We start from the raw sequence: 20,670 nt of genomic DNA, 5'->3' as shown, positions 1-20,670 counted from the left end.
CTCCGGCGGTGCGGTTTGCCAATGGTCGGAGCGAGAGGATTCGAACCTCTGACCCCCTGGTCCCAAACCAGGTGCGCTACCAGGCTGCGCCACGCTCCGACATCGGATGCCCCTTCTATGAAGAGCCGGGCCAACGGGCAAGCCCTATTTAGCTGTGCGTCGCAGCACCCGGAAAGTTGCATCCGCCCGCGCGGCCAGCTGGTCGCCTTGTGTCAGCATATCTGCACACACATGAACGATGCCGTCATCGACAGAAAGCACCTCCGGATGGGCCTCAAGCCAGTCGCCAGGGCGAATCGTTCCGAAGAAACTCGTGGTCAGCTTCAGTGTCACTGACATCTTGCGCGTCGCATGCCAAACCGCCCAGGCGAGCGCGCCATCTGCAAAGGAACTGACCATGCCGCCATGCATGAACCCCATGCTATTACAATGACGCTCCAGGACCCAGATGCCACTTCTGAGGTCGTCCTTCGCGCTGGCCCGGCACACAGGACCATTGCGCGTGGTGAAAGGCCCGCGTGAACGGGAGACCTCAAAACCGGGTGGTGGCGCAGCAGCCTCGGATTTATCCGTCATTTGTTCCGAAAATCGCGTGATTCACAGTATCACCGGGCTTGATGCCAAGCTCTGCTGCACGCCCGCCATTGATCTCAAGGACACCTTTCACCGGCATGCCCGGAGAGATGGTTCTCAGCGATCCGGGAACCGTATTACGAGCGATCATCTGGATGGTGCCGTCGCTGGCGATGAAAATCATGTCCAGCGGGATCAGTGTATTCTTCATCCACATCGCCGGTTCACGGGGATTGCCAAAATCGAAAAGCATTCCCGCATTCTCGGGTAAGGATTCGCGCTCCATCAGCCCGAAAGAAATCTCCTCCGGCTCATCCGCGATCTCGATTGAAAATTCTACTGCGCCCTCTTCTGTCGTGATGGACAGTGTCCCCGTTTCGAGACCATCCGTTTCGGCGGGCGCTTCTTCCGTGGAAGCGTCCTGGGCAATAACCGGCGCGGCCTGAACCGCGGTCAGGGCGAGGAATACGGAAATGATTGGAAGAGCATGTTTCATCAGGCCCGTTTAGCGCCATCGCCAGAGCGCGGCAACTACCCTTGATCGCCCATTTCCGGATACGCCGTGGAGACATGATCGCCCTTGGGACCGGATTCCACGATTGCCTTGAGCATGGTGCCACTGTCGACACCTGAAATGCCGCCGCGCCGCAATACGGAGATATGCAGGAAGATGTCCGTCTCGCTATTGGGGCGGTTCACGAAGCCAAACCCCTTGGTGGCATTGAACCATTTCACAATTACCGTCTCGGGCTCACGTGAGTATCCGTCCTCTATCGCCTGGACTGCTTTTGGACGATCCATCTCGATAATGGCCCTGACCTGCCAGCCTCGCGGGCTTTTCACGGCGTCGCAGACAATATGCGCACCTTCGTCAGCATATGTCTGGCCAACATCGCGCAGACAGGAAACATGTAGCATTACGTCTGTTTCAACGCCGTCACTGCCGACAGCCTCCGCTGATGGCACAACAAAGCCATAGCCCTTCGCCACATCGAACCACTTCACATGGCCGCTCACCCTGACCGCAGGCGAGGCACCAGCTAGCTTATTATTGGACGTCACTGCACTCATCTACCATCACACCCCAGTATAGGATGATATGAAGCTTGGCATGGAAAGTCATCCCCAAGATGGGGTGACTTTCGCCAAATGATTGAATTTTGTGCTGTGGTGGCACTCCCTAGGGGAATCGAACCCCTCTTTCCAGGTTGAAAACCTGGCGTCCTAACCGATAGACGAAGGGAGCACTCGGTTGGAGGCCGAGCGTATAGCGAGGCTTCGAAGGCGGTTCAAGTCGAGTTTCAGCATACAAGCCGAATTTTATCAGTTGGAAGACACTTTCGCTGCATCCAGCACTTCCAGCTGGACCCTGCGACGCCCGTTCCATTCATTTATCTTGAGGCGGCCGGCCAGATGGACCGGCGTTCCGGACATCAGCGCCTGACCGACATCTGTGTCAGCACTACGCCATGAAATGCACTCAAGCCGTGCCGAGCCGTCATCAGCGAAAAACCGCACATGATTCTGCCCGACAATACGGCCGGAAACAGGTCGTACATCCCGCATCGCAAATACCGGCTGCGGGGCCCCTTGTCCGAAAGGCCCCAAAGCTTCCAGCTGATCACAAAGCTCCAGTGTCGCCGCGGCTGGCGACAAGACCCCGTCAATCTCCAGTCGTCTTGCCTCAGCCCGCTCATCCTTGAAAGCGCTCATATGGTCCTGCATCCAGCGGGAGAACGCCTCGATCCGCTCAGGCTCAATACTGAGACCTCCCGCCATGGCGTGCCCGCCACCAGACACAATCATTCCCTCACGCGCCGCCTGGCTGATCGCCGCGCCGATATTAACGCCCTTCACAGAACGCGCAGACCCCTTGGCGACGGGGCCAAGCCCCTCTCCCCAGCCAATCACGATACTCGGCAGGTGGAACCTGTCTTTCAGACGCCCGGCGACAATCCCGATAATCCCTGGATGCCAGCCTTCGCCCGAAGCAACGAGGACACCGCAATCAGCCTGGCGCTCGATCTCGCGTTCCGCCTGCGCAATGGCTTTTTCAAGGATTGCGGCTTCAACAGCCTTGCGGTCACTGTTCAGGCCATCCAGCTGCTCGGCAAGCGCAATCGCCTCCGAGCGGTCATCTGTAGCCAGCAGTTTCGCCGCAAGCCACGGATCGCCTACGCGCCCCCCCGCATTGAGCCGTGGGCCGAGCATGAAGGTCGCGTGGTATACACTTTCAACAGCGCCGATCCCAGCGACGTCGGCCAGAGCCCGTAAGCCGGGATTGTTCCCTTTCGACATGATCTTGAGCCCCTGCCGGACAAAAGCGCGATTGGCATCCTGCAAGGGCGACATGTCACACAGCGTTCCGAGGGCACACAGATCCAGCCATTGCAGGATGTCGGGGTGTCCTGTCTGCGGCGCATCTCCCCTCTCACGTGACACCTTGTTCATCGCCGCCAGCAGCACGAAGACAACACCTGCCGCTGCAAGGTGCCCATAGCCTGAGGTATCGTCGGCGCGATTCGGATTGACGAGTGCCGTCGTCTCAGGAAGCTCTGTTCCCATAAGATGGTGATCAATAACTATTACGGGCAGGCCGATCCTGCGGGCTTCTTCCAGGGCCTCCGTTGCAGCAGCCCCGCAATCCACCGTCACCACAAGGTCTGCGCCCTGCTCTTTCAGGTGCCGGAATGCCGCCGGTGACGGCCCGTACCCCTCCAGCAGGCGGTCAGGTACATAAAGTCCGATATCGCTGCCCCAATGCCGGAAATAGCGCGTCAGCAGGGCTGACGATGTGCCGCCATCCACGTCGTAGTCGGCAAAGACGACCACTTTCATGCGCTCTTTGATGGCATCCAGCAGAAGCCCTGCGGCCTTTTCCATATCCTGGAAACTCGCTGGATCAGGGAAGGTGTCCTTGAGCTTGGGTTGCATGTACGCCTGCGCCTGGTCGTGCCCAACACCCCGCGCAAGAAGCAAACGGCAGACCAGGTCTGGCAGACCTGTTTTCAGGGTATATTGCCGGACCGCATCGGGCTCCGGCGAGCTCAACGACCAGAACCGTCCTGACAGTGACTGCTCGACATCAAATAGCCGCTCCGTCTCCGTCATGATCTTCCAGCCATGCTTACGCGCTGCGATGGCGTGACGTGATCTTGCGAACCATACCGTCAGCAGAGCTCATCACCAGTGTATCGGTAATCGTCACACCGCCCTGAGAGATCACACCATCAACAAGTCCGCCTTTGGTCACGCCTGTTGCACAGAAAACCGTTTCGCTGCTTGCCAGCTCATCAAGGTTATATTTGCGGTCGAATTCTTCGATCCCGACCCGGCTGGCCCGGCCTCTTTCAGTATCGTTCCGGAACACAAGACGGCCCTGCATCTGCCCGCCGACACACTTGAGTGCAGCCGCAGCGAGCACGCCCTCAGGCGCGCCCCCCTGCCCGAGATAGATGTCGACACCTGTATCGGCATTGGTTGTATTGATAACGCCAGCCACATCGCCGTCCGAAATCAGGCTTATGCGCGCCCCGACGCTGCGAAGGCTCTCGATGATGTCGGCATGGCGCGGACGGTCCAGTACGCAGGCCGTCATTGCCTCGACCGGGCGACCAGCAACCTTGGCCATGGCCTTGATGTTTTCAGCCGGTGTCGCGTCAAGATCGACAACGCCATCCGGGTATCCCGGTCCGATCGCAATCTTGTCCATATAGGTGTCCGGCGCATGCAGCAGACCACCACGCGGCGCGATGGCGAGCACAGCCAGCGCATTCGCCATGGCCTTTGCTGTCAGCGTCGTTCCCTCAAGCGGATCCAGCGCAATGTCGATCTGCGGGCCGTCACCTGTTCCGACCTCCTCGCCGATAAACAGCATTGGCGCTTCATCGCGCTCGCCTTCCCCGATCACGATCCGACCCTGAAAATTCACAGAGTTGAACGCGGTACGCATGGCGTCCACAGCAGCCTGGTCAGCTGCCTTCTCATCGCCCATTCCGGCCAGTTTTGACGCAGCGATCGCTGCTACTTCCGTTACTCTGACCATCGCATCGGAAAGATGCGGCACAAGCACACTGTCTGCCATGTCATTCACTTCCGGCCATTGCCCCAGACCGGTTCCCTTTAATCAGTTGAATCCTCGATCGCCATGATCTGAGGTTGGCCCACACTAGATTCGAGTTCGCGAACACGCTCACTCGCATCGTTCATTTCCCTGCGCGAGCACGTATGCGTCACGATCGCGACGGGTGCGGCACCATTCTCGTCTGCCGAATCCTGCAGGAGTTTGTCGACCGATACGCCGCTTTCCGCAAGCGCTTCTGTCAACTCTGCCAGCGCACCGGCACGGTCTGCCAGCCGAACGCGCAGGAAGAAGGCAGACCTCTCATCGGTATCAGCAAAGACAAACTTGCGGATGCCGTGATGCTCAGCGCGACCGAAGGCCGGGCGCGCAATCGGGTTGAAGAGTTTTGCAACATCCCCCATGACCGCACTCGCCGTGGGCCCCGGACCGGCCCCCGGCCCCGTCAACGTGACGGCACCGAGAGGCTCTCCTTCGACACGCACCATGTTCAGGCTGCCATTGACGCGGGCCAATGGGTGCCCGGTCGGCATTGCCAGTGGTTCGACACGACAGACAACTTCATCATCCTTGGTGATCTTGCCTTCTGCGATCAGCTTGATGCGCAGGCCAAGCCGGTCAGCGAGATCGAGATCGAGCAGCTCGACCCCATCTACTCCACGTACAGCAACCTTTGAAAAATCGAGATCGGCCGAGAATGCGATAGCCGCAAGAATCGCTGCCTTGTGAGCCGCATCCATACCCGACACATCAAGCGTGGGATCAGCTTCAGCGTAGCCAAGGCGCTGCGCCTCGGCGAGGACCACATCGTATGGCCGGCGTGAGGCGAGCATTTCACTTGCAAGGAAATTACAAGTGCCATTGAGGATGCCGGTCACGCGCTTGACTTCCACGCCCGCCAGCGAGTCCCGCAGCACACGCACTACCGGCACACCGCCTGCGACCGACGCCTCGAACAGCAGGTCAACACCATTCTCACGCGCCAGCTCGGCCAACTCCTGCCCGTGCATGGCAATGAGCGCCTTGTTGGCCGTGATCACAGCCTTGCCAGACTTGAGTGCCGTTTCGACCGCAACCTTTGCCGGCCCGTCCGAGCCACCGATCAGCTCGACAAACACGTTGATGCTGTCGTCTTCGGCCAGCCGCGTTGCATCGTCGAACCATTCATACTGATCCGTCGAAACCGGACGGTTACGGTTGCGGTTTCGTGCCGTGACACCCGCAATCTCGACCTTGCCCGGCAGGCGCAGCGATTCCTGTTTCTGAACGAGATCTACCAGACCGCACCCGACATGACCGAGCCCGGCGATACCTAATTTCAATGACGTCAAACCCCTTGTCCTCCGGCACGCAATTCCTGAACGCGGCCCCTGCTATCAGCTTCCTTCGCCTGAAGGAACCGCTTGATGTTACGTGCAGCCTGACGAATGCGCTGTTCGTTCTCGACAAGGGCAATCCGGACATAACCATCCCCGCGTTCGCCAAACCCGGCGCCCGGAGCAACAGCGACCCCTGCTTCATTTATCAGTTCAAGCGCAAATTCGACGCTGCCCATATGCTTGCAGGCTTCCGGGATAGGCGCCCAGCAGAACATGGAGGCCGATGGAACAGGCATATCCCAGCCCGCACGTCTGAAGCTCTCAATCAGCGTGTCGCGGCGCGCGCGATAGATCTGCCGGTTCTGCTCAACGCACTCCTGCGGGCCATCCAGAGCGGCCGTAGCGGCCACCTGGATCGGGGTGAAGGCGCCATAATCGAGATAGGACTTCACCCGCGCCAAGGCAGAAATCAGGCGTTCGTTGCCTGCCGCAAACCCGATCCGCCAGCCAGCCATGGAATATGTCTTCGACATGGTCGTCGTTTCAACAGCGATATCCTTCGCGCCATCCACCTGCAGTATGGAAGGCGGAGGATCGTCAAAATAGATCTCATTATAGGCGAGGTCGGAAAGCACCCAGATATCGTGTTTCTTGGCGATGCGGACCGCTTCCTTGTAGAAATCAAGATCCGCCGTCGCCGCCGTCGGGTTGGATGGATAGCACAGAACCATCGCCGTTGGCGGAGGAACACTATAGCGAATGGCCGCCCCGAGGTTTGAAAGATACTGCTCAGGCGTGTGGGCTGGCACTCCGCGGATCGAGGCGCCCGCTATGATGAAGCCGAACGAGTGCAGCGGATAAGAGGGGTCCGGTGTCAGGATGACATCACCCGGCGCGGTAATCGCCTGCGCAAGATTGGCAAAACCTTCCTTCGACCCAAGCGTCACGATGGCTTCGCGATCCTGATCGAGCTTTACGCCAAAACGACGGTCATAATATTGAACCAGCGAACGGCGCAGGCCACGAATACCGCGTGAGGCAGAATAGCCGTTTACATCCGGCTTGCGCGCCGTCTCGCAGAGCTTGTCGACAATGTGACCCGGCGTCGGCAGATCAGGATTGCCCATGCCGAGGTCAATGATGTCCGCACCCTCGGCCCGGAGCGCCGCCTTGCGGCGGTTCACCTGCTCGAAGACATAGGGTGGCAGTCGTCTGATCTTGTAGAATTCGCCCGGCATGGGCTGTCTCCTGCTTTGTCCGTGCGGCGTATGCAATCCCTTTTATCTAGCGCCGGGCGCGTGGGCGCTCAAATAACGCAAAAAGGGAGGTGATCTCTTCTTCTGTAAGAAAGTCCGAAGGCGTATCAAGTGATACAACTTGCTGGCGCTTCTCGAGGCCCCAGGCCCTGATCTCAGCCGGTGTCATGGAAACTGTCGCGGAACGTGGGTCATTGAAGAACGCCGTCCGGAGCGCCTCTCTTTCGTCAGCTGTTTTGACAAGGCCACTCTGGCGCGCTTCATAGCTTGTATTGGCAGGCACGCGCGAAAGCTTGGGGTAGCCTTTACCCTGAAACTCGGCTTTCCGGGCTTCATACCAGTCAGGAGTCGCACTTCCGGCATCCGAAGAACTGCCCAGAGAACCTGCACACCCGGTCAGTATAATACAAAACAGCATCGCAATTGTGCGCATCCGTCAGATTTTCCTTGTTCGCTGATGATTCCGGAAACGTTTCTTCCCTATATATGTTTGACTAGAATGGCGAGAGTAAGGTGAAAGAGGGACGGCAGAAGCCATGGACGACCGCGACCAGAAGAGTCTGAACACGCTTTTATCGGAGCAGTCTCCTGAACAGTTGCAGGCCATTGGACAGGCACTGGCGGAAGCTGCCGCCGAGTCGCACGCCCTTCTCAGCGAAGTCATGTCTTCGAGCTCGGCCGGCATGGAGATTCCGGAGAATGCAGATCCATTCGGCATGATGGATACCTATGGCCGGCTCGGTAAATCGCTGGCCACGAACCCTTCCGCCCTGATGACGGCGAACCTCGATCTCTGGATGAGCTGGGTGAATCTCTGGAAGGATTTCACCACCGGAGAAATCGGGACGTCCGGCGACAAGCGCTTCAAGGACCCGGAGTGGTCGGCTAATCCGGCATTTGAGTTCATGCGCCGAGCCTATGAACTCAATGCCGAGTGGATGCTGTCGCTCCTGAACGCGGCCGATGACCTCTCGGACGCCGACAGGCGCAAGGCCCGCTTCTACATGCGTCAGACTGTCGACGCGTTATCGCCGACAAACTTCTTTGCCACCAATCCATCCGCCCTCAAGGCAATGCTTGAGACCGGCGGGCAAAGCCTTGTCGAAGGACTGCGCAATGCGCGCGCGGACATGCGTAAGGGCCGCGGCAAGCTCGCTATCAGCCAGACTGATGAAACCTCGTTCGAGGTCGGTCGCAACGTCGCCACCGCGCCGGGCAAGGTTGTTTACCGCAACCGGCTCATCGAACTGCTGCAATTCGAACCAGCCACGGAAAAGGTCCATGCCCGCCCGCTGCTGATCTTCCCACCCTGGATCAACAAGTATTACATCCTCGACCTTAGCGAACGCAATTCGATGATCCGCTGGCTGGTCAGCCAGGGCTTTACGGTTTTTGTTGTTTCATGGCGCTCTGCTGATGAAGAGACCCGTGAACTCACATGGGATGACTATGTCAGCGAAGGCGTGATGGCTGCCCTGCACGAGGTCACGACCCGGACCGGCTCCAGTGACGTCAACACAGTCGGTTACTGTATCGGCGGCACGCTACTCACCAGCGCGCTGGCCTATATGGCGCAGTCCGAAGACCGGCGCATCGCCTCGGCGACATTCTTCGCCTCACAGTCGGATTTCAGCGATGCGGGCGACCTCATGGTGTTTGCCGACGAGACATCCCGGAAAACTGTCGGCCAGGTCATCGAGGCCAATAATGGCATCATGCCCGGCGAACTCATGGGCGAAACGTTCAACTGGCTTCGCCCGGTCGATCTCGTCTGGCGCTATGTCGTCGACAACTACATGCTCGGCAAGAAGCCGCGCCCGTTCGACCTGCTCTACTGGAACGCCGACCAGACCAATATTCCCGGCAAGACACACCGCACCTATCTCGATGCCTTCTATGGTGAGAACAGGCTCAGCCGTGGCGAGTTCAGTGTCCTCGGCAAGACGGTGAGCATGGAGGACATCGACATACCCGTCACGATCCAGGCCAGTCGTGAAGATCATATCTGCCCTTGGCATTCAATCTATCGCGGGGCACAGCGGTATGGTGGCGACGTCAATTTCATTCTGGCCGGATCAGGCCATATTGCGGGGGTCATCAACCATCCCGACGCTCAAAAATACCAGCACTGGATGAATGACACGCTGCCGGACACACCAGAAGCCTGGCTTGCGGATGCTGAAGAGTTGAAGGGATCATGGTGGCCAAGCTGGATGCGGTGGCTCAAACCGATTGCGGGTGAGATGGTCACTGCAAAGCCTGTCCCGGACAGGGGGCTTGGCGAGGCCCCTGGTACATATGTGAAGATGCGCCTGAAACCAATCGCGGACGGAGAGAAACCCTCTACCGACTACGCCAAGCCGGCCAAAGCCGCGCCAAAGAAAACGAAAAGTACCTCGACAGCCGCCAGCAAGACTGCGAGCGCCAAGGCCAAGACCAGTACCGCCAGTAACGCAGCCAAGTCGAAAAAGCCTGCCGCGTCGGCAAAACGGAAATCCGGCAGCAGGAAGAATCAGGGGAAGAGCGGCAGGAGCACATCCAGCCCAAGCGCCTGATCCCACCCCATCATCAGATTGAAGTTCTGGATCGCCTGGCCGCTCGAGCCTTTCACAAGATTGTCGATCACGCCGAGAATCACAACGCGGCCGGATGCCCGATCCGGGAAAACTGCAATACGGCACTGGTTTGTACCACGCACATGACGCGTGTCTGGCGGTGGCGAGCCGAGCGGCAGAACATCCACGAATGGCTGGCCTGAATAGGTCTTCTCCAGGGCGGCATGGATCGCGTCGGCATCCCCGCGCACATGGCAGGTCACGAGTTCACCACGTGTCATCGGCAACAGATGCGGCGTAAACGTCACTTCCACCGAATCGTCCCCGGACCGCAGTCTTAGCTCCTGCTCGATCTCAGGTGTGTGACGGTGCGTGCCAACACCATAGGCGTGCACGCCTTCGCTGACCTCACAGAAAAGGTTGCCTTCCTTGAGCCCGCGTCCGGCGCCTGACGCCCCGGTCTTGGCGTCGATGATAATCGTGTTCGTATCAATCAGCAGCGGCTTCATGAGCGGCAGCAGCACAAGCAGTGCAGCAGTCGGATAACACCCTGGACACGCGACAAGCCCTGCCCCCGAAAGCTGTTCGGCATAAAGCTCGCTCAATCCATATACAGCCGACGCCGTACGCTCTGGCGACAGGTGTTCACGTCCATAGGCAGCTGAGTATATCTTCGCATCGCGGAACCTGTAATCGGCGGACAGATCGACGACCTTCACATGCTCCGGCAATGTTTCTATCAGGTCCTGTGAAGTCCCATGCGGCAAGCAGCCGAAGGCCACATCAATATCGTCCCAGCGAACATCATCCGCCTTCACAACATTCAGGTTATCCGCACCTGAAAAGTATGGAAAAATCTCTGACAGGGTCTTGCCAGCCAGTGCGTTACCCGTCGCTGCCACAGCATCCACACGGGGATGGTTTCGAAGCAGGCGAACCGTCTCTGCTCCGGTATAGCCCGATGCCCCCAGAACAGCGGCTTTCAGCGGCGTCTTCGTCATGGCTTTTTCCTTGTCATGCTTGAAGGCAAATAAAAAGGGCGCTTCCGGAAGAAGCGCCCTTTTCGAACTCTTTGATCGTAAGACCTAGCGCTTCGAGAACTGGAAGCTGCGGCGAGCCTTGGCCCGGCCATACTTCTTGCGCTCGACGGTACGCGGGTCACGTGTCAGATAGCCGAACGGCTTCAGCACGGCGCGCAGGGCCGGATCGTAATTGACCAGGGCGCGAGCAATACCATGACGCACAGCGCCAGCCTGTCCGGAGAGGCCAGATCCGCGAACCGTGCAGATGACATCGAACTCGGTACGGCGGTCAGCTTCGACCAGCGGCTGCTCGATAACCATGCGCAGCACAGGGCGAGCGAAATACTGCTCCTGATCCTTGCCGTTGACCGTGATCTTGCCGGTGCCTGGCTTGATCCAGACGCGGGCGGTTGCCGACTTGCGGCGGCCCGTGCCGTAGGAACGGCCATGCTCGTCAATCTTCGGCTCTGCCAGCACAACCTCTTCGGTGGCTGCAGCTTCGCCGCTGGTGACGGTTTTCAGGTCTTCTAGAGAATTGGCTGTATCGGACATGCTAATCAGTCGTCCCTCAGGTTCTTCACGTTCATCGACGCAAAATCGACGGTTTCCGGTTTCTGGGCTTCATGCGGATGCTCGCTGCCAGCATAGACCCGCAGCTTGGAAAGCTGCTGGCGGGCCAGAGAGCTTTCGCCCGGCATCATACGCTTGACGGCCATCTGGACAGCCCGCTCCGGGAAACGGCCAGAGAGAATCTTCTCGGCGGTCGTTTTCTTGATGCCACCCGGGTATCCGGTATGACGGTAATATGTCTTGTCGCGAAGCTTGTTTCCTGTGAACCGTGCCTTCTCGGCATTGATCACGATGACATGGTCGCCTGTATCGATATGTGGCGTGAAGTCAGCGCGATGCTTGCCCCGCAGGCGTTTGGCAACATATGAAGCGAGACGACCGATAACGACATCCGTCGCATCGATGACGATCCACTTGTTCTCCACGTCAGCTGGTGCGTTATAAGTCTTCATTGCTCCTCGGGAGCCTCTCATTCGGAGTGTTGGAATATGTTCAAGCGCCCGCGTTTAAGTGCGCAGACCTTCCCTGTCAACGCAGGGGTTGCCGGTTTCCTGCTTTTCTATGCCGTGTCCTGCTCAGGTCCGCAAGAGCCAGCAGAACCCACCCCTGACCAATCACAGGCGCCTGCTCCTGAACAACCCCGCGACCAGGCAGAGGAACAGGCCATCCCACCCGGCAGCCTTCCGGCTGTCTGGATGACACGTACCCTCGACCGGCCAATCAGAAGCATCGGCATTACGGGCGGTGCCGGCTCATCCTTCGCAGTCGCCTATGAAACAGGTGGGCTACAACTTTTCAATTTTGATGCCGAACGTCTGACCAGCATTTCCGATCATGATGTAAAGGCGCTCGCTGAGGGGCGCTATGTAATGATCTCCGGCACACCCGTCACACTCTATCCCGGTATCGGGAGCGAAGGTGACATGAAAGTCTGGATCTATGGTGGTGGCCTGTCCGAAGCCATTGAATATGACCTCAAGGGCGGGGATGGAGCCTCACTTGCCGGGATGTGCACCACACGTCCCGAAACCGGAAGCGACGCCCTGATTCGCATTGCCTACTGGACAGAAGCCTCTTCCACGATGCTGGAAGTCGGGGATCTCGTTGAACGCAATGAAGAGCTTGAATGGGTGAAGACCAGCGAGCTCTCCGCGGATCAGGCCATCACGGCCTGCACCTTTACCGACGGTGAGCCGGAAACCTTCACTTCCCCGGTTGCTGGTGCAGCCGGTCTGAAGCGGTTCAACGAGCGTACACTTGTGACACTCGGTGAAGACGGTGCGATAGATGTCCGCGACAGCGAGGGTGAGACCGAACGCTATGACATCCTTGATGGCATAACGGTCGTCGTTCCCGATCAGCCAAAAGCTATCGCAGCAACCGGTGATGCCCGCGGGGGCGGCTATCCAGGCGGATTGATCGTGCTTGGCGGCGATATCGAGCCGGGAGATCACCGCGTCGTCATGGTGGACCCGAGCAAGATTACGCTTACACCGCTGACAGCTCCCGTTGCGGGGCAGTAAGCCAGACCAGTCGCACACAGGCGGTAAAGACAATAACCCCAAGCGCCTGATGCACGATTGCAAGCTCTAGAGGGGCACCGTGAACCAGTGTCACGATGCCCCACACAGCCTGAAGTGTAATCAGCACAGCGATTGTCGAGACTTCACGCCAGCCTGCCTGCCCCCATTTGAAGACGACGCAGGCCAGCGACAGTCCCCATATGACATAGGCCAAGAAGCGGTGATTGAACTGGGTTGCCGCACGGCCTTCAAACAGGCTGCGAAGCCCCAGCTCACCCTCGACATAGTTCGACGGGAAAAACGCACCGGACATGTATGGCCAGTCCGTATACGTCCGGCCTGCATCCAGCCCTGCGACAAGCGCCCCGCTCGCCATCTGCAGGGTGACGAGGCCGAGCAGTACCAACGCCGCCAGGCGCAGGCCGCTGACAGGCTTCAGTCTCGCCCTGTGCCCGAGATCCAGCCAGAGCCAGAACGTGTAGCCGATAATTATGAGCGCCAGCATGAAGTGGGTCGCCAGCCTGTAAGGTGCGACATCAAGCCGGTCTGTATCTCCGATACCGCTGGCCACCATCCACCAGCCGATAAACCCCTGCAGCCCACCAAGTCCGATGAGAACAATCAGGCGGTTGCGCAGGGCCGGGCTCAACCAGTTCTTCATCCAGAACCAGACTAGGCCGCCGACCGCGACGAGCCCGATAAGACGCCCGAAAAGCCTGTGCCCCCACTCCCACCAGTAGATATACTGGAACTCAGACAGCGTCATATTGTAGTTCTGCTGCTGGAATTCCGCCGTCTGCTGATACTTGGCAAATTCTGCTGCCCATGCCGCATCCCCCAATGGCGGAATCGCGCCACTTATCGGGTCCCATTCCGTGATCGAAAGCCCGGAATCAGTCAGCCGTGTCATCCCGCCAATCAGGATCATGGCATAGACCATCAGCGCGATCAGGATCAGCCAGCGGCGAATCCAACGTGCGGCGATATCACTTTTTGCGGCAGACCTCATAAAGTCCTATCTGACAGCCAGTATATGAATCGCAAGCGGTTATGGCGTCGCATGCGGCCTGAAGCAGATGGGAGATCCAAGTGCGCAAGATCATTGCCAGCATCATCATGCTGCTTTTCCTCGCCTTCTGGATATTCCTTGCCGCCACCATTGGGACGCGCATGACAGATGCGCCCTTCTGGATTCAGCTCATTTTCTACATCGTCGCAGGCTTTGCCTGGGTATTTCCACTCCGCCCGCTCATGCGATGGATGAACACACCACCTACTTGATCCGGAAGACTACCTGTCTTCTGGATTGTCGTCTGGGTCAGACCTGTTCGCGAGCCCGGCTTCCCGGCGCAGCCGCGCAAACATCTCGGCGGGATCATCGCTGCGTTGCTCTTCATCCGGTTGCTGCTCATCTCCCGTCACTTCCGGCGGCACTGTCTCAGGTGTAGGCGGCGGATCCCCAGCCGCCACATCTGCGGAGGGGCGCAGCCCGCCAGAGACCTGTCCGGACATGTCAGCGAGCCTTGTCTCGCCCCCAATCAGGGTCTGGCCTGGCTCGACCAGAATGGCAATTTCTTCGGGAATGAAGACATCACACCAGCCACCGGCGCGGCGTTTCGCAATCGTCTTTCCTGAAGACACGCGGTCACCGGCATCCGAACGCGTCTCAAGCGTTGGCCCAAGCCCGCCTGCCGCCAAGCTGATACCGGCCTGAACATCATCGCCCCCAATCGTGAAGTAGAGCCGCTTCAGACCTTCATCGTTAGGATAGGTGGCGGCAAACTGACGGGCTTCACCCTCATCCTGGGAGAGATGGTCAATCGTCCCGGCAATGGGCGCGTGAATATTTGTGATCGCAAAGGGCGAAGACGAGATACGCACGCGCATGCAACCCGCCGGCATCCGTAGAGATTCCGGGGGATCGGCCTCCTCAATGGACACAACAATGCCGTCACACGGGGCCAGAATTAGCGAGGCGTCCTCTGGTGGAACCCGTTCAGCCGTGCGTGTCGCAAAAAGGAGGGCCAGTCCCGGCAGGAAACCGAGCAGGAAAAGCGGCTCCCACAACATTCCCAGCAAGACGCCAATAAGCCCTCCGGCAAGGAACGCGATGATACCTTCGAGATCGAATCCCCCATGCCACCAGGGGAAACTGCGATCCGACAGGGTGTTATTTCGATTGGCCATGCGTGCCTATCCTATTCTTCGACTGTGGCGAGCTGGTCCCGTGCCGCCTGTCTGGCCCACATACGGGAATACACGCCGTCTTCATGCAGAAGCGTATCATGGGCGCCACGCTCCACAATACGGCCTTCTTCGAGAACAATGATTTCATCGGCGTTCTGCACAGTCGACAGGCGGTGCGCGACCGTCAGCGTCGTGCGCCCCTTAGAAGCCTCGTCGAGCGCTTCCTGAACAGCCGCCTCAGTCGCGCTATCGAGGGCAGAAGTCGCCTCATCCAGCACCAGAATCGCAGGATTGGCGAGGATGACCCGTGCGATACCGACACGTTGCTTTTCACCTCCGGAAAGTTTCAGGCCACGTTCTCCGACGCGGGTCTCCCACCCGTCAGGAAGTGACTGGACGAACGGCAGGAGTTGCGCCCGGCGCGCGGCATCCTTGATTTCAGCTTCGCTCGCTTCGGGGCGGGCATAGGCGATGTTCGACCGGATTGTATCGTTGAAAAGCACGACATCCTGCGGCACCAGGCCAAGCGTTGTGCGCAGGGATGTCTGCGTCAGGTCGCGCACATCATGCCCGTCAACGAGGACCTGACCAGCATCGACTTCGTAGAACCTGAAGAGCAGCTTCAGCAGTGTGGACTTGCCGGCGCCGGACGTCCCCACGAAAGCGACTTTGCGCCCCGGCGAGACCTTGAACGATATATCCTGTACACCCACAGCGCGGGCGTCATGGGTGAAAGCCACATCCCTGAACTCGACTTCGCCTTCCGGCTTATCAAGCTTCCGCGCATCTGGCCGGTCCGCCACTTCCGGCACCATGCTGAGCAGGCCGTGCAGTTTCTCCAGATCGACAGCGCCCTGCTTGATTTCACGCCAGGCAAAACCGAGAATGTTCAACGGCGCATAGAGGCTCATCAGAACCATCATCACTGCCGTCAGATCGCCGATCTTCATTGTGCCCTGTGAATAGTTCCATGCCGACAGGGCGAGCACGGCGAGCAGCCCGGCATTCATGATGAACGCCTGAAGCCCGTTCAGCAGATACATGCTGCGCATCACCTCGACGAAGCGCTTGTTGTAACGGCTCATGGCCCGGTCATAGCGATGGGTCTCGCGCTCTTCCGCGGCGAAGGCCTTCACCGTCTCGAAATTTGTGAGCGTATCGATGGATACCGCACGCAACTCAGTGTCGGCCAGGTTCATATGACGGCGCTGGCGCACCCGCCACTCCGTGATCACCACCGTAACCACCCCATAAATGGCAATCGTCACAATCGCGATCAGTGCCAGCCTGTAATCATAAGCCGCCCCGAGCGCGATCGCCGCCAAGAAGAGGCGCACGAAAGTCGGTCCGATATTGAAAGCCAGGAACCGGATCAGATAGTCGATCGCGCTGGCGCCACGTTCGATCATGCGGTTGAGTGCGCCAGACCTCCGTGTCTGGTGAAAGCCGAGCGAAAGGGACTGCGCATGGCCGAATGCATCGACACAGGCCAGTCGCTGCGCATCCTGGCTGACAGGGCTGAACAATGTATCGCGAACCTGCGGCAAAGCGGCCGCAAGGAAGCGTAGTGATATTGCAAGCGCGATCCATGCGATGGCGATGCCAAGCGGCGCAGCTTCAACACCTTCCTCCCCGGCCACCTTGTTGATGGCAAAACCAAGGATCATCGGAGAAACGACTTCCAGAACGGCGGCACTGAGCGTCACGACAATCGCGATCCCCATGACGGGTCGCCACTTCGCCAGCTCGGGCCGCCAGAGCAGTTTCAGTATTCTCAGGATAGAGGCCCCTAGCCCCCCGTCTGCGCTTTCGATCGGGTCAGCGCTCTTGTCGGCATCTGTCAGATCTTTCATGCGCGGCATATGGGAGCAAAACGGCTTAAAGAACAGAGTGGCGCTGGCACGAATCCCTGCATGTCGTTAAATGCGTGAGATCGTCCTCAGGAGCATATGCATGACGAAGCTGAAATCCATCTGCGTCTATTGCGGATCTTCCAACACCGTGAAACCGGCCTACCTCAACCTCGCAAGAGAGCTTGGCCGGACGCTAGCCCAGAAGGATTTGCGGCTTGTCTATGGCGGCGGCGGCGTGGGCCTCATGGGCGCGTGTGCAAAGGCCGTCCATGAAGCTGGCGGCCAGGTGCTTGGCGTTATGCCGAAATTCCTCCTCCAGAAGGAGCGCATCTTCGAGGATGTCGAGCATCGCATCGTCGATGACATGCACACACGCAAGCAGATGATGTTCGACGAATCGGATGCCTTCATCGTCCTGCCCGGCGGCATTGGCACGCTGGAAGAAGCTGTAGAGATGTTGAGCTGGGCACGTCTCGGCCTGCACGCCAAGCCTATGGCCTTCCTTGACGAAGACGGGTTCTGGGCACCCTTTTTCGAGCTGATGGACCACATCATCGAAGGCAAATTCACGCCGGAAGAGTTCCGCGCCGCACTTGTCCACGAGAAAACACCCGAAGCCGCAATCACGGCCCTTCAGGACAGGCTTGTCGTGATGGACAGCTAGGCGCCTAGCCTCTCGCCAGGCGTCTTTCGACCGCTTCACGACCGATCAGGGGCAGGATCGCGCCCATGTCGGGCCCATGCTCCATGCCGGTCAGCGCCTTGCGAAGCGGCATGAACAGCCCGCGTCCCTTGCGCCCAGTCTGTTCTTTCAGCTTTGTCGTCCAGCTTTTCCAGGTTTCGGGTGTCAGCTCCCCGTCTGGCAACAGGCCGAGTGCCTCGCTGATGAAGGCCTTGTCCTCGTCATCGACAATCGGCTCGACATGCCCATAGGCAATGTCCGCAAAAGGTTGTGCGTCAAACACTGTCTGGCAGTTTTCGCGCACCGCCAGCCAGAACGTCTCGTTCGCCGCTTCAGGAGCAATCTGTGCAAGCTGCTCCTTCACCGCATTAAACGGCTTTGTGTGAATGAGGGTGGCGTTCAGCGCGAGCAGGTCACGCTCGTCAAACTTCGCCGGCGCGCGGCCAATCTTGGAAAAATCGAACTCAGCTGCCAGTGATTCAAGGTTATCGCGCACTTCGATATTGTCACTCGTACCGAGCTTGGCGAGAAGCGACAGAATCGCCATCGGCAGAATGCCACGCGCTTCCAGCGTCTCCATGTTAAGTGAGCCAAGCCGCTTGGAAAACGCGCCACCCTCGGCGTCCACAAGAAGCGGTGTATGCGCCATTTCAGGCGCGCTTCCACCGAGCGCCTTGAAAATCTCGATCTGCGCGCCTGAATTGGTCACGTGATCCTCGCCACGCACAACATGTGTGATCCCTGCGTCGATATCATCGACCACGGACGGTAGTGTATAGAGATAGGAGCCATCCTCGCGGATCAGGACGGGGTCGGAAACACTTGCCGTATCGATGCCCTGCGGTCCCCGCACCAGGTCTGTCCACTCGATACGCCCGCCGGACAGTTTGAATCGCCAGTGCGGCTTGCGCCCTTCAGCCTCGAGTTTCGCCCTGTCTTCATCGCTGAGATTCAGCCCTGCCCGGTCATAGACAGGAGGCCGTCCGCGCGACAGCGCGATCTTGCGCTTGCGGTCCAGTTCGTCGGCTGTCTCATAACAGGCGTACAGCAGTCCCATATCGCGCAACTTGTCAGCGGCCGCATCATATTTCTCGAACCGTGCCGACTGGTTGAACGTATCGTCCCAGACCAGTCCAAGCCATTTCAGGTCTGCCTTGATCTGCGCCTCGAAGGCCTCGGTCGAACGTTCGGTGTCAGTGTCGTCAACACGCAGGAAGAACTTGCCGCCATTCCCCATGGCGAACAGCCAGTTGATCAGCGCGGTACGAACATTGCCGACATGTAGCTTGCCGGTCGGTGACGGCGCGAAGCGGACTACAGGTGAGGTCATCAATCGTCCCTGAAACGGTTGGTAATCGGATAGCGCCGGTCGCGGCCGAAGTTCTTGCCGCCAACCTTTGCGCCGGGCGGCGCCTGCCTACGCTTGTATTCAGCGATATACAAGAGATGCTCGATCTGTTTGACAGTCGCCTCATCATGCCCACGAGCCATGATATCACGGATATCTTCTTCCCGGTCGACCAGCCCGCGGAGTATATCGTCCAGCACTTCATAGGACGGAAGCGAGTCCTCGTCCTTCTGGTCCTCGCGAAGCTCCGCACTCGGTGGCTTTGTGATAATCCGCTCAGGGATCACCTCACCCTCGGGCCCGAGCGCGCCCTTTGGATGATGCTCATTGCGCCAGCGGCAAAGGTCGAAGACTTCCGTCTTGTAGAAGTCCTTCAGCGCATTGTAGCCGCCGCACATATCGCCATAGAGCGTGGCATAGCCAACCGCCATTTCAGATTTGTTGCCCGTCGTCAGCACCATGTGGCCAAACTTGTTCGACAGTGCCATCAGCGTCAGCCCACGCAGGCGGGACTGGATGTTCTCTTCTGTCGTTCCCAGCTCTGTCCCGGCGAAACTTTCCGCCAGCATCTCATCCATCGCCCCGACGCCCGGCGCGATGTTGATGATGTCGTATCGAACACCCAGTGCTTCGGCGCAACGTTTGGCATCCTCGAGACTTTCCGAGGAAGTGTATTTCGACGGCATCATCACACACCAGACACGGTCCGGTCCCAGCGCATCGACCGCCAGCGCAGCGCTCAGCGCACTGTCGATCCCGCCAGACATGCCCAGAACAACACCGGGAAACCTGTTCTTGTTGACATAATCGCCAAGCGCGAGCGTTGCGGCACGGTACTCCATGTCCCAGCCTTCACGGTCCAGCCGGCAGCCCCTGTCCCTGAGGACAAGCTTTTTGCTTCCGCAATCGAATATCACTAACGCCGTACCGGTCTCGAACTGGCCAATCAGGCCGCAACGCTCGGCATGGGTTGAGTTGGTCGCATAGGAACCGCCATCGAAGACCAGCTCATCCTGTCCCCCCACCTGATTGACGAACAGGTAAGGCAGTCCGAGCCCGCTCCATCTGTCAAAGGCTTCTGCACGCTCCTCATGAATGGAACGACGCCATGGCGAACCATTTGGAATCACAAGCAACTCTGCGCCCGCCTGCCTAGCTGCGGTTGGCACGCGCTTGAACCAGACATCCTCACAGATGGCGAGACCGATTTTCACGCCTTTAAGTTCGACAACACAGGCTGGTGTCTTGCCCTTGGTAAAAAGCCGTTGCTCATCGAAAACGCCATAATTTGGCAGTTCCTGCTTGTCGTAGCGTGCAGACACCTGCCCACCAGTGCAGAACAGGACAGAATTGAAGAGGTCATCTCCTGCCTGCCAGGGTGCCCCGATAACGAAAGCAGGTAGGTCCGCGCTCTCATGCGCAAGCGCTTCGATGGCCGTCATGCAGTCCTCGACCGCGCTAGGCTTCAGCACCAGGTCTTCCGGTGGATAACCCAGAATGAACATCTCGCTAAAAACAACGAGGTCCGCGCCCTCCCCGGCTGCATCTTTCAGCGTCTGGCACGCCAGTTCGAGATTACCGTCAATATCGCCGACAATCGGGTTCAGCTGTGCGGCGAGGATGGTCAGCTTATCAGTCATGGCGGTGATCTAAACGGCCATGCCTGTGCTGCAAAGCCCCAAGATGACCGGCTGCGACAAC

The 20,670-nt window shown here is 58.7% G+C and carries 20 protein-coding genes and 2 tRNA genes; 4 read left to right on the top strand and 18 right to left on the bottom strand.

What is annotated here, in order from left to right; all coding sequences use genetic code 11:
• Positions 1-22: 22 nt before the first annotated feature.
• From Q1K31_RS08485 to Q1K31_RS08440, 10 genes are all read right to left on the bottom strand, one after another.
• A tRNA-Pro gene (locus tag Q1K31_RS08485) sits at positions 23-99 on the bottom strand.
• Between the two features lie 45 nt (positions 100-144).
• Positions 145-576: a PaaI family thioesterase gene (locus tag Q1K31_RS08480; protein WP_300378741.1), complete on the bottom strand. Its 432-nt coding sequence runs from the start codon at positions 574-576 to the stop codon at positions 145-147.
• Complete coding sequence (locus tag Q1K31_RS08475) at positions 566-1,069, bottom strand: DUF192 domain-containing protein (RefSeq protein WP_300378739.1); 504 nt, start codon at positions 1,067-1,069, stop codon at positions 566-568. The genes Q1K31_RS08480 and Q1K31_RS08475 overlap by 11 nt, the downstream gene beginning before the upstream one ends.
• A 35-nt stretch (positions 1,070-1,104) precedes the next feature.
• Complete coding sequence (locus Q1K31_RS08470; RefSeq protein WP_300378737.1) at positions 1,105-1,644, bottom strand: cold-shock protein; 540 nt, start codon at positions 1,642-1,644, stop codon at positions 1,105-1,107.
• A gap of 100 nt (positions 1,645-1,744) precedes the next feature.
• Positions 1,745-1,819 (bottom strand) — tRNA-Glu (locus Q1K31_RS08465).
• Between the two features lie 77 nt (positions 1,820-1,896).
• The gene (gene recJ / locus Q1K31_RS08460) at positions 1,897-3,684 is read right to left on the bottom strand and encodes a single-stranded-DNA-specific exonuclease RecJ (protein ID WP_300378735.1); all 1,788 of its coding nucleotides are present in this window, start codon (positions 3,682-3,684) and stop codon (positions 1,897-1,899) included.
• 16 nt (positions 3,685-3,700) lie between these two features.
• Entirely contained in the window at positions 3,701-4,657 is a 957-nt protein-coding gene (gene glpX, locus Q1K31_RS08455; protein ID WP_300378733.1) for a class II fructose-bisphosphatase, read from the bottom strand.
• A gap of 38 nt (positions 4,658-4,695) precedes the next feature.
• Positions 4,696-5,976 (bottom strand): homoserine dehydrogenase, encoded by a 1,281-nt coding sequence (locus Q1K31_RS08450; RefSeq protein WP_300378731.1) that lies wholly within the window; start codon positions 5,974-5,976, stop codon positions 4,696-4,698.
• Between the two features lie 5 nt (positions 5,977-5,981).
• Positions 5,982-7,211: an LL-diaminopimelate aminotransferase gene (locus Q1K31_RS08445; RefSeq protein WP_300378729.1), complete on the bottom strand. Its 1,230-nt coding sequence runs from the start codon at positions 7,209-7,211 to the stop codon at positions 5,982-5,984.
• Between the two features lie 46 nt (positions 7,212-7,257).
• Complete coding sequence (locus Q1K31_RS08440) at positions 7,258-7,647, bottom strand: hypothetical protein (protein WP_300378727.1); 390 nt, start codon at positions 7,645-7,647, stop codon at positions 7,258-7,260.
• Between the two features lie 118 nt (positions 7,648-7,765).
• Here Q1K31_RS08440 and Q1K31_RS08435 point away from each other — a divergent pair, with 118 nt between their 5' ends.
• A complete protein-coding gene (locus tag Q1K31_RS08435; RefSeq protein WP_300378725.1) occupies positions 7,766-9,784 on the top strand; it encodes a class I poly(R)-hydroxyalkanoic acid synthase in 2,019 nt (672 codons plus the stop codon).
• Here Q1K31_RS08435 and argC read toward each other — a convergent pair.
• The 3 genes from argC to rplM all read right to left on the bottom strand — a co-directional run bounded on the left by argC (position 9,742) and on the right by rplM (position 11,828).
• Complete coding sequence (argC, locus tag Q1K31_RS08430; RefSeq protein ID WP_300378723.1) at positions 9,742-10,785, bottom strand: N-acetyl-gamma-glutamyl-phosphate reductase; 1,044 nt, start codon at positions 10,783-10,785, stop codon at positions 9,742-9,744. The two genes, Q1K31_RS08435 and argC, sit on opposite strands and share 43 nt — an antisense overlap.
• 84 nt (positions 10,786-10,869) lie before the next feature.
• On the bottom strand, positions 10,870-11,358 hold the full coding sequence (gene rpsI / locus Q1K31_RS08425; protein ID WP_367187546.1) for a 30S ribosomal protein S9: 489 nt from the start codon (positions 11,356-11,358) through the stop codon (positions 10,870-10,872).
• A 5-nt stretch (positions 11,359-11,363) separates the two neighbouring features.
• The gene (rplM, locus tag Q1K31_RS08420) at positions 11,364-11,828 is read right to left on the bottom strand and encodes a 50S ribosomal protein L13 (RefSeq protein WP_300378721.1); all 465 of its coding nucleotides are present in this window, start codon (positions 11,826-11,828) and stop codon (positions 11,364-11,366) included.
• A gap of 36 nt (positions 11,829-11,864) precedes the next feature.
• On the opposite strand from rplM, the gene Q1K31_RS08415 reads away from it, so the two are divergent.
• Entirely contained in the window at positions 11,865-12,899 is a 1,035-nt protein-coding gene (locus Q1K31_RS08415; RefSeq protein ID WP_300378719.1) for a hypothetical protein, read from the top strand.
• On the opposite strand, the gene Q1K31_RS08410 is transcribed toward Q1K31_RS08415, so the two are convergent.
• Positions 12,865-13,908: a COX15/CtaA family protein gene (locus tag Q1K31_RS08410; protein WP_300378717.1), complete on the bottom strand. Its 1,044-nt coding sequence runs from the start codon at positions 13,906-13,908 to the stop codon at positions 12,865-12,867. The two genes, Q1K31_RS08415 and Q1K31_RS08410, sit on opposite strands and share 35 nt — an antisense overlap.
• An 80-nt stretch (positions 13,909-13,988) precedes the next feature.
• Between Q1K31_RS08410 and Q1K31_RS08405 the strand changes: the two genes are divergently transcribed.
• Positions 13,989-14,180 (top strand): DUF2842 domain-containing protein, encoded by a 192-nt coding sequence (locus Q1K31_RS08405; protein WP_300378715.1) that lies wholly within the window; start codon positions 13,989-13,991, stop codon positions 14,178-14,180.
• A 9-nt stretch (positions 14,181-14,189) separates the two neighbouring features.
• On the opposite strand, the gene Q1K31_RS08400 is transcribed toward Q1K31_RS08405, so the two are convergent.
• Both Q1K31_RS08400 and Q1K31_RS08395 read right to left on the bottom strand, forming a co-directional pair.
• Positions 14,190-15,086, bottom strand: coding sequence for a phosphatidylserine decarboxylase (locus tag Q1K31_RS08400; protein WP_300378713.1), 897 nt, complete (start codon positions 15,084-15,086; stop codon positions 14,190-14,192).
• Positions 15,087-15,097: 11 nt separating this feature from the next.
• Complete coding sequence (locus tag Q1K31_RS08395; protein ID WP_300378711.1) at positions 15,098-16,939, bottom strand: ABC transporter ATP-binding protein/permease; 1,842 nt, start codon at positions 16,937-16,939, stop codon at positions 15,098-15,100.
• A 100-nt stretch (positions 16,940-17,039) separates the two neighbouring features.
• Here Q1K31_RS08395 and Q1K31_RS08390 point away from each other — a divergent pair, with 100 nt between their 5' ends.
• Positions 17,040-17,603: a TIGR00730 family Rossman fold protein gene (locus Q1K31_RS08390; protein ID WP_300378709.1), complete on the top strand. Its 564-nt coding sequence runs from the start codon at positions 17,040-17,042 to the stop codon at positions 17,601-17,603.
• 4 nt (positions 17,604-17,607) lie between these two features.
• On the opposite strand, the gene gltX is transcribed toward Q1K31_RS08390, so the two are convergent.
• Entirely contained in the window at positions 17,608-18,951 is a 1,344-nt protein-coding gene (gene gltX / locus Q1K31_RS08385; protein ID WP_300378707.1) for a glutamate--tRNA ligase, read from the bottom strand.
• Positions 18,951-20,609, bottom strand: coding sequence for an NAD+ synthase (locus tag Q1K31_RS08380; RefSeq protein WP_300378704.1), 1,659 nt, complete (start codon positions 20,607-20,609; stop codon positions 18,951-18,953). Before Q1K31_RS08380 ends, gltX begins: the two co-directional genes overlap by 1 nt.
• Positions 20,610-20,670 lie beyond the last annotated feature (61 nt).

Source organism: Henriciella sp. (genome assembly GCF_029936995.1).
Classification (GTDB): Bacteria; Pseudomonadota; Alphaproteobacteria; order Caulobacterales; family Hyphomonadaceae; genus Henriciella.
The sequence above is the reverse complement of the archived record's forward strand: the minus strand, read 5'-3'. Positions and strand labels throughout refer to the sequence as shown.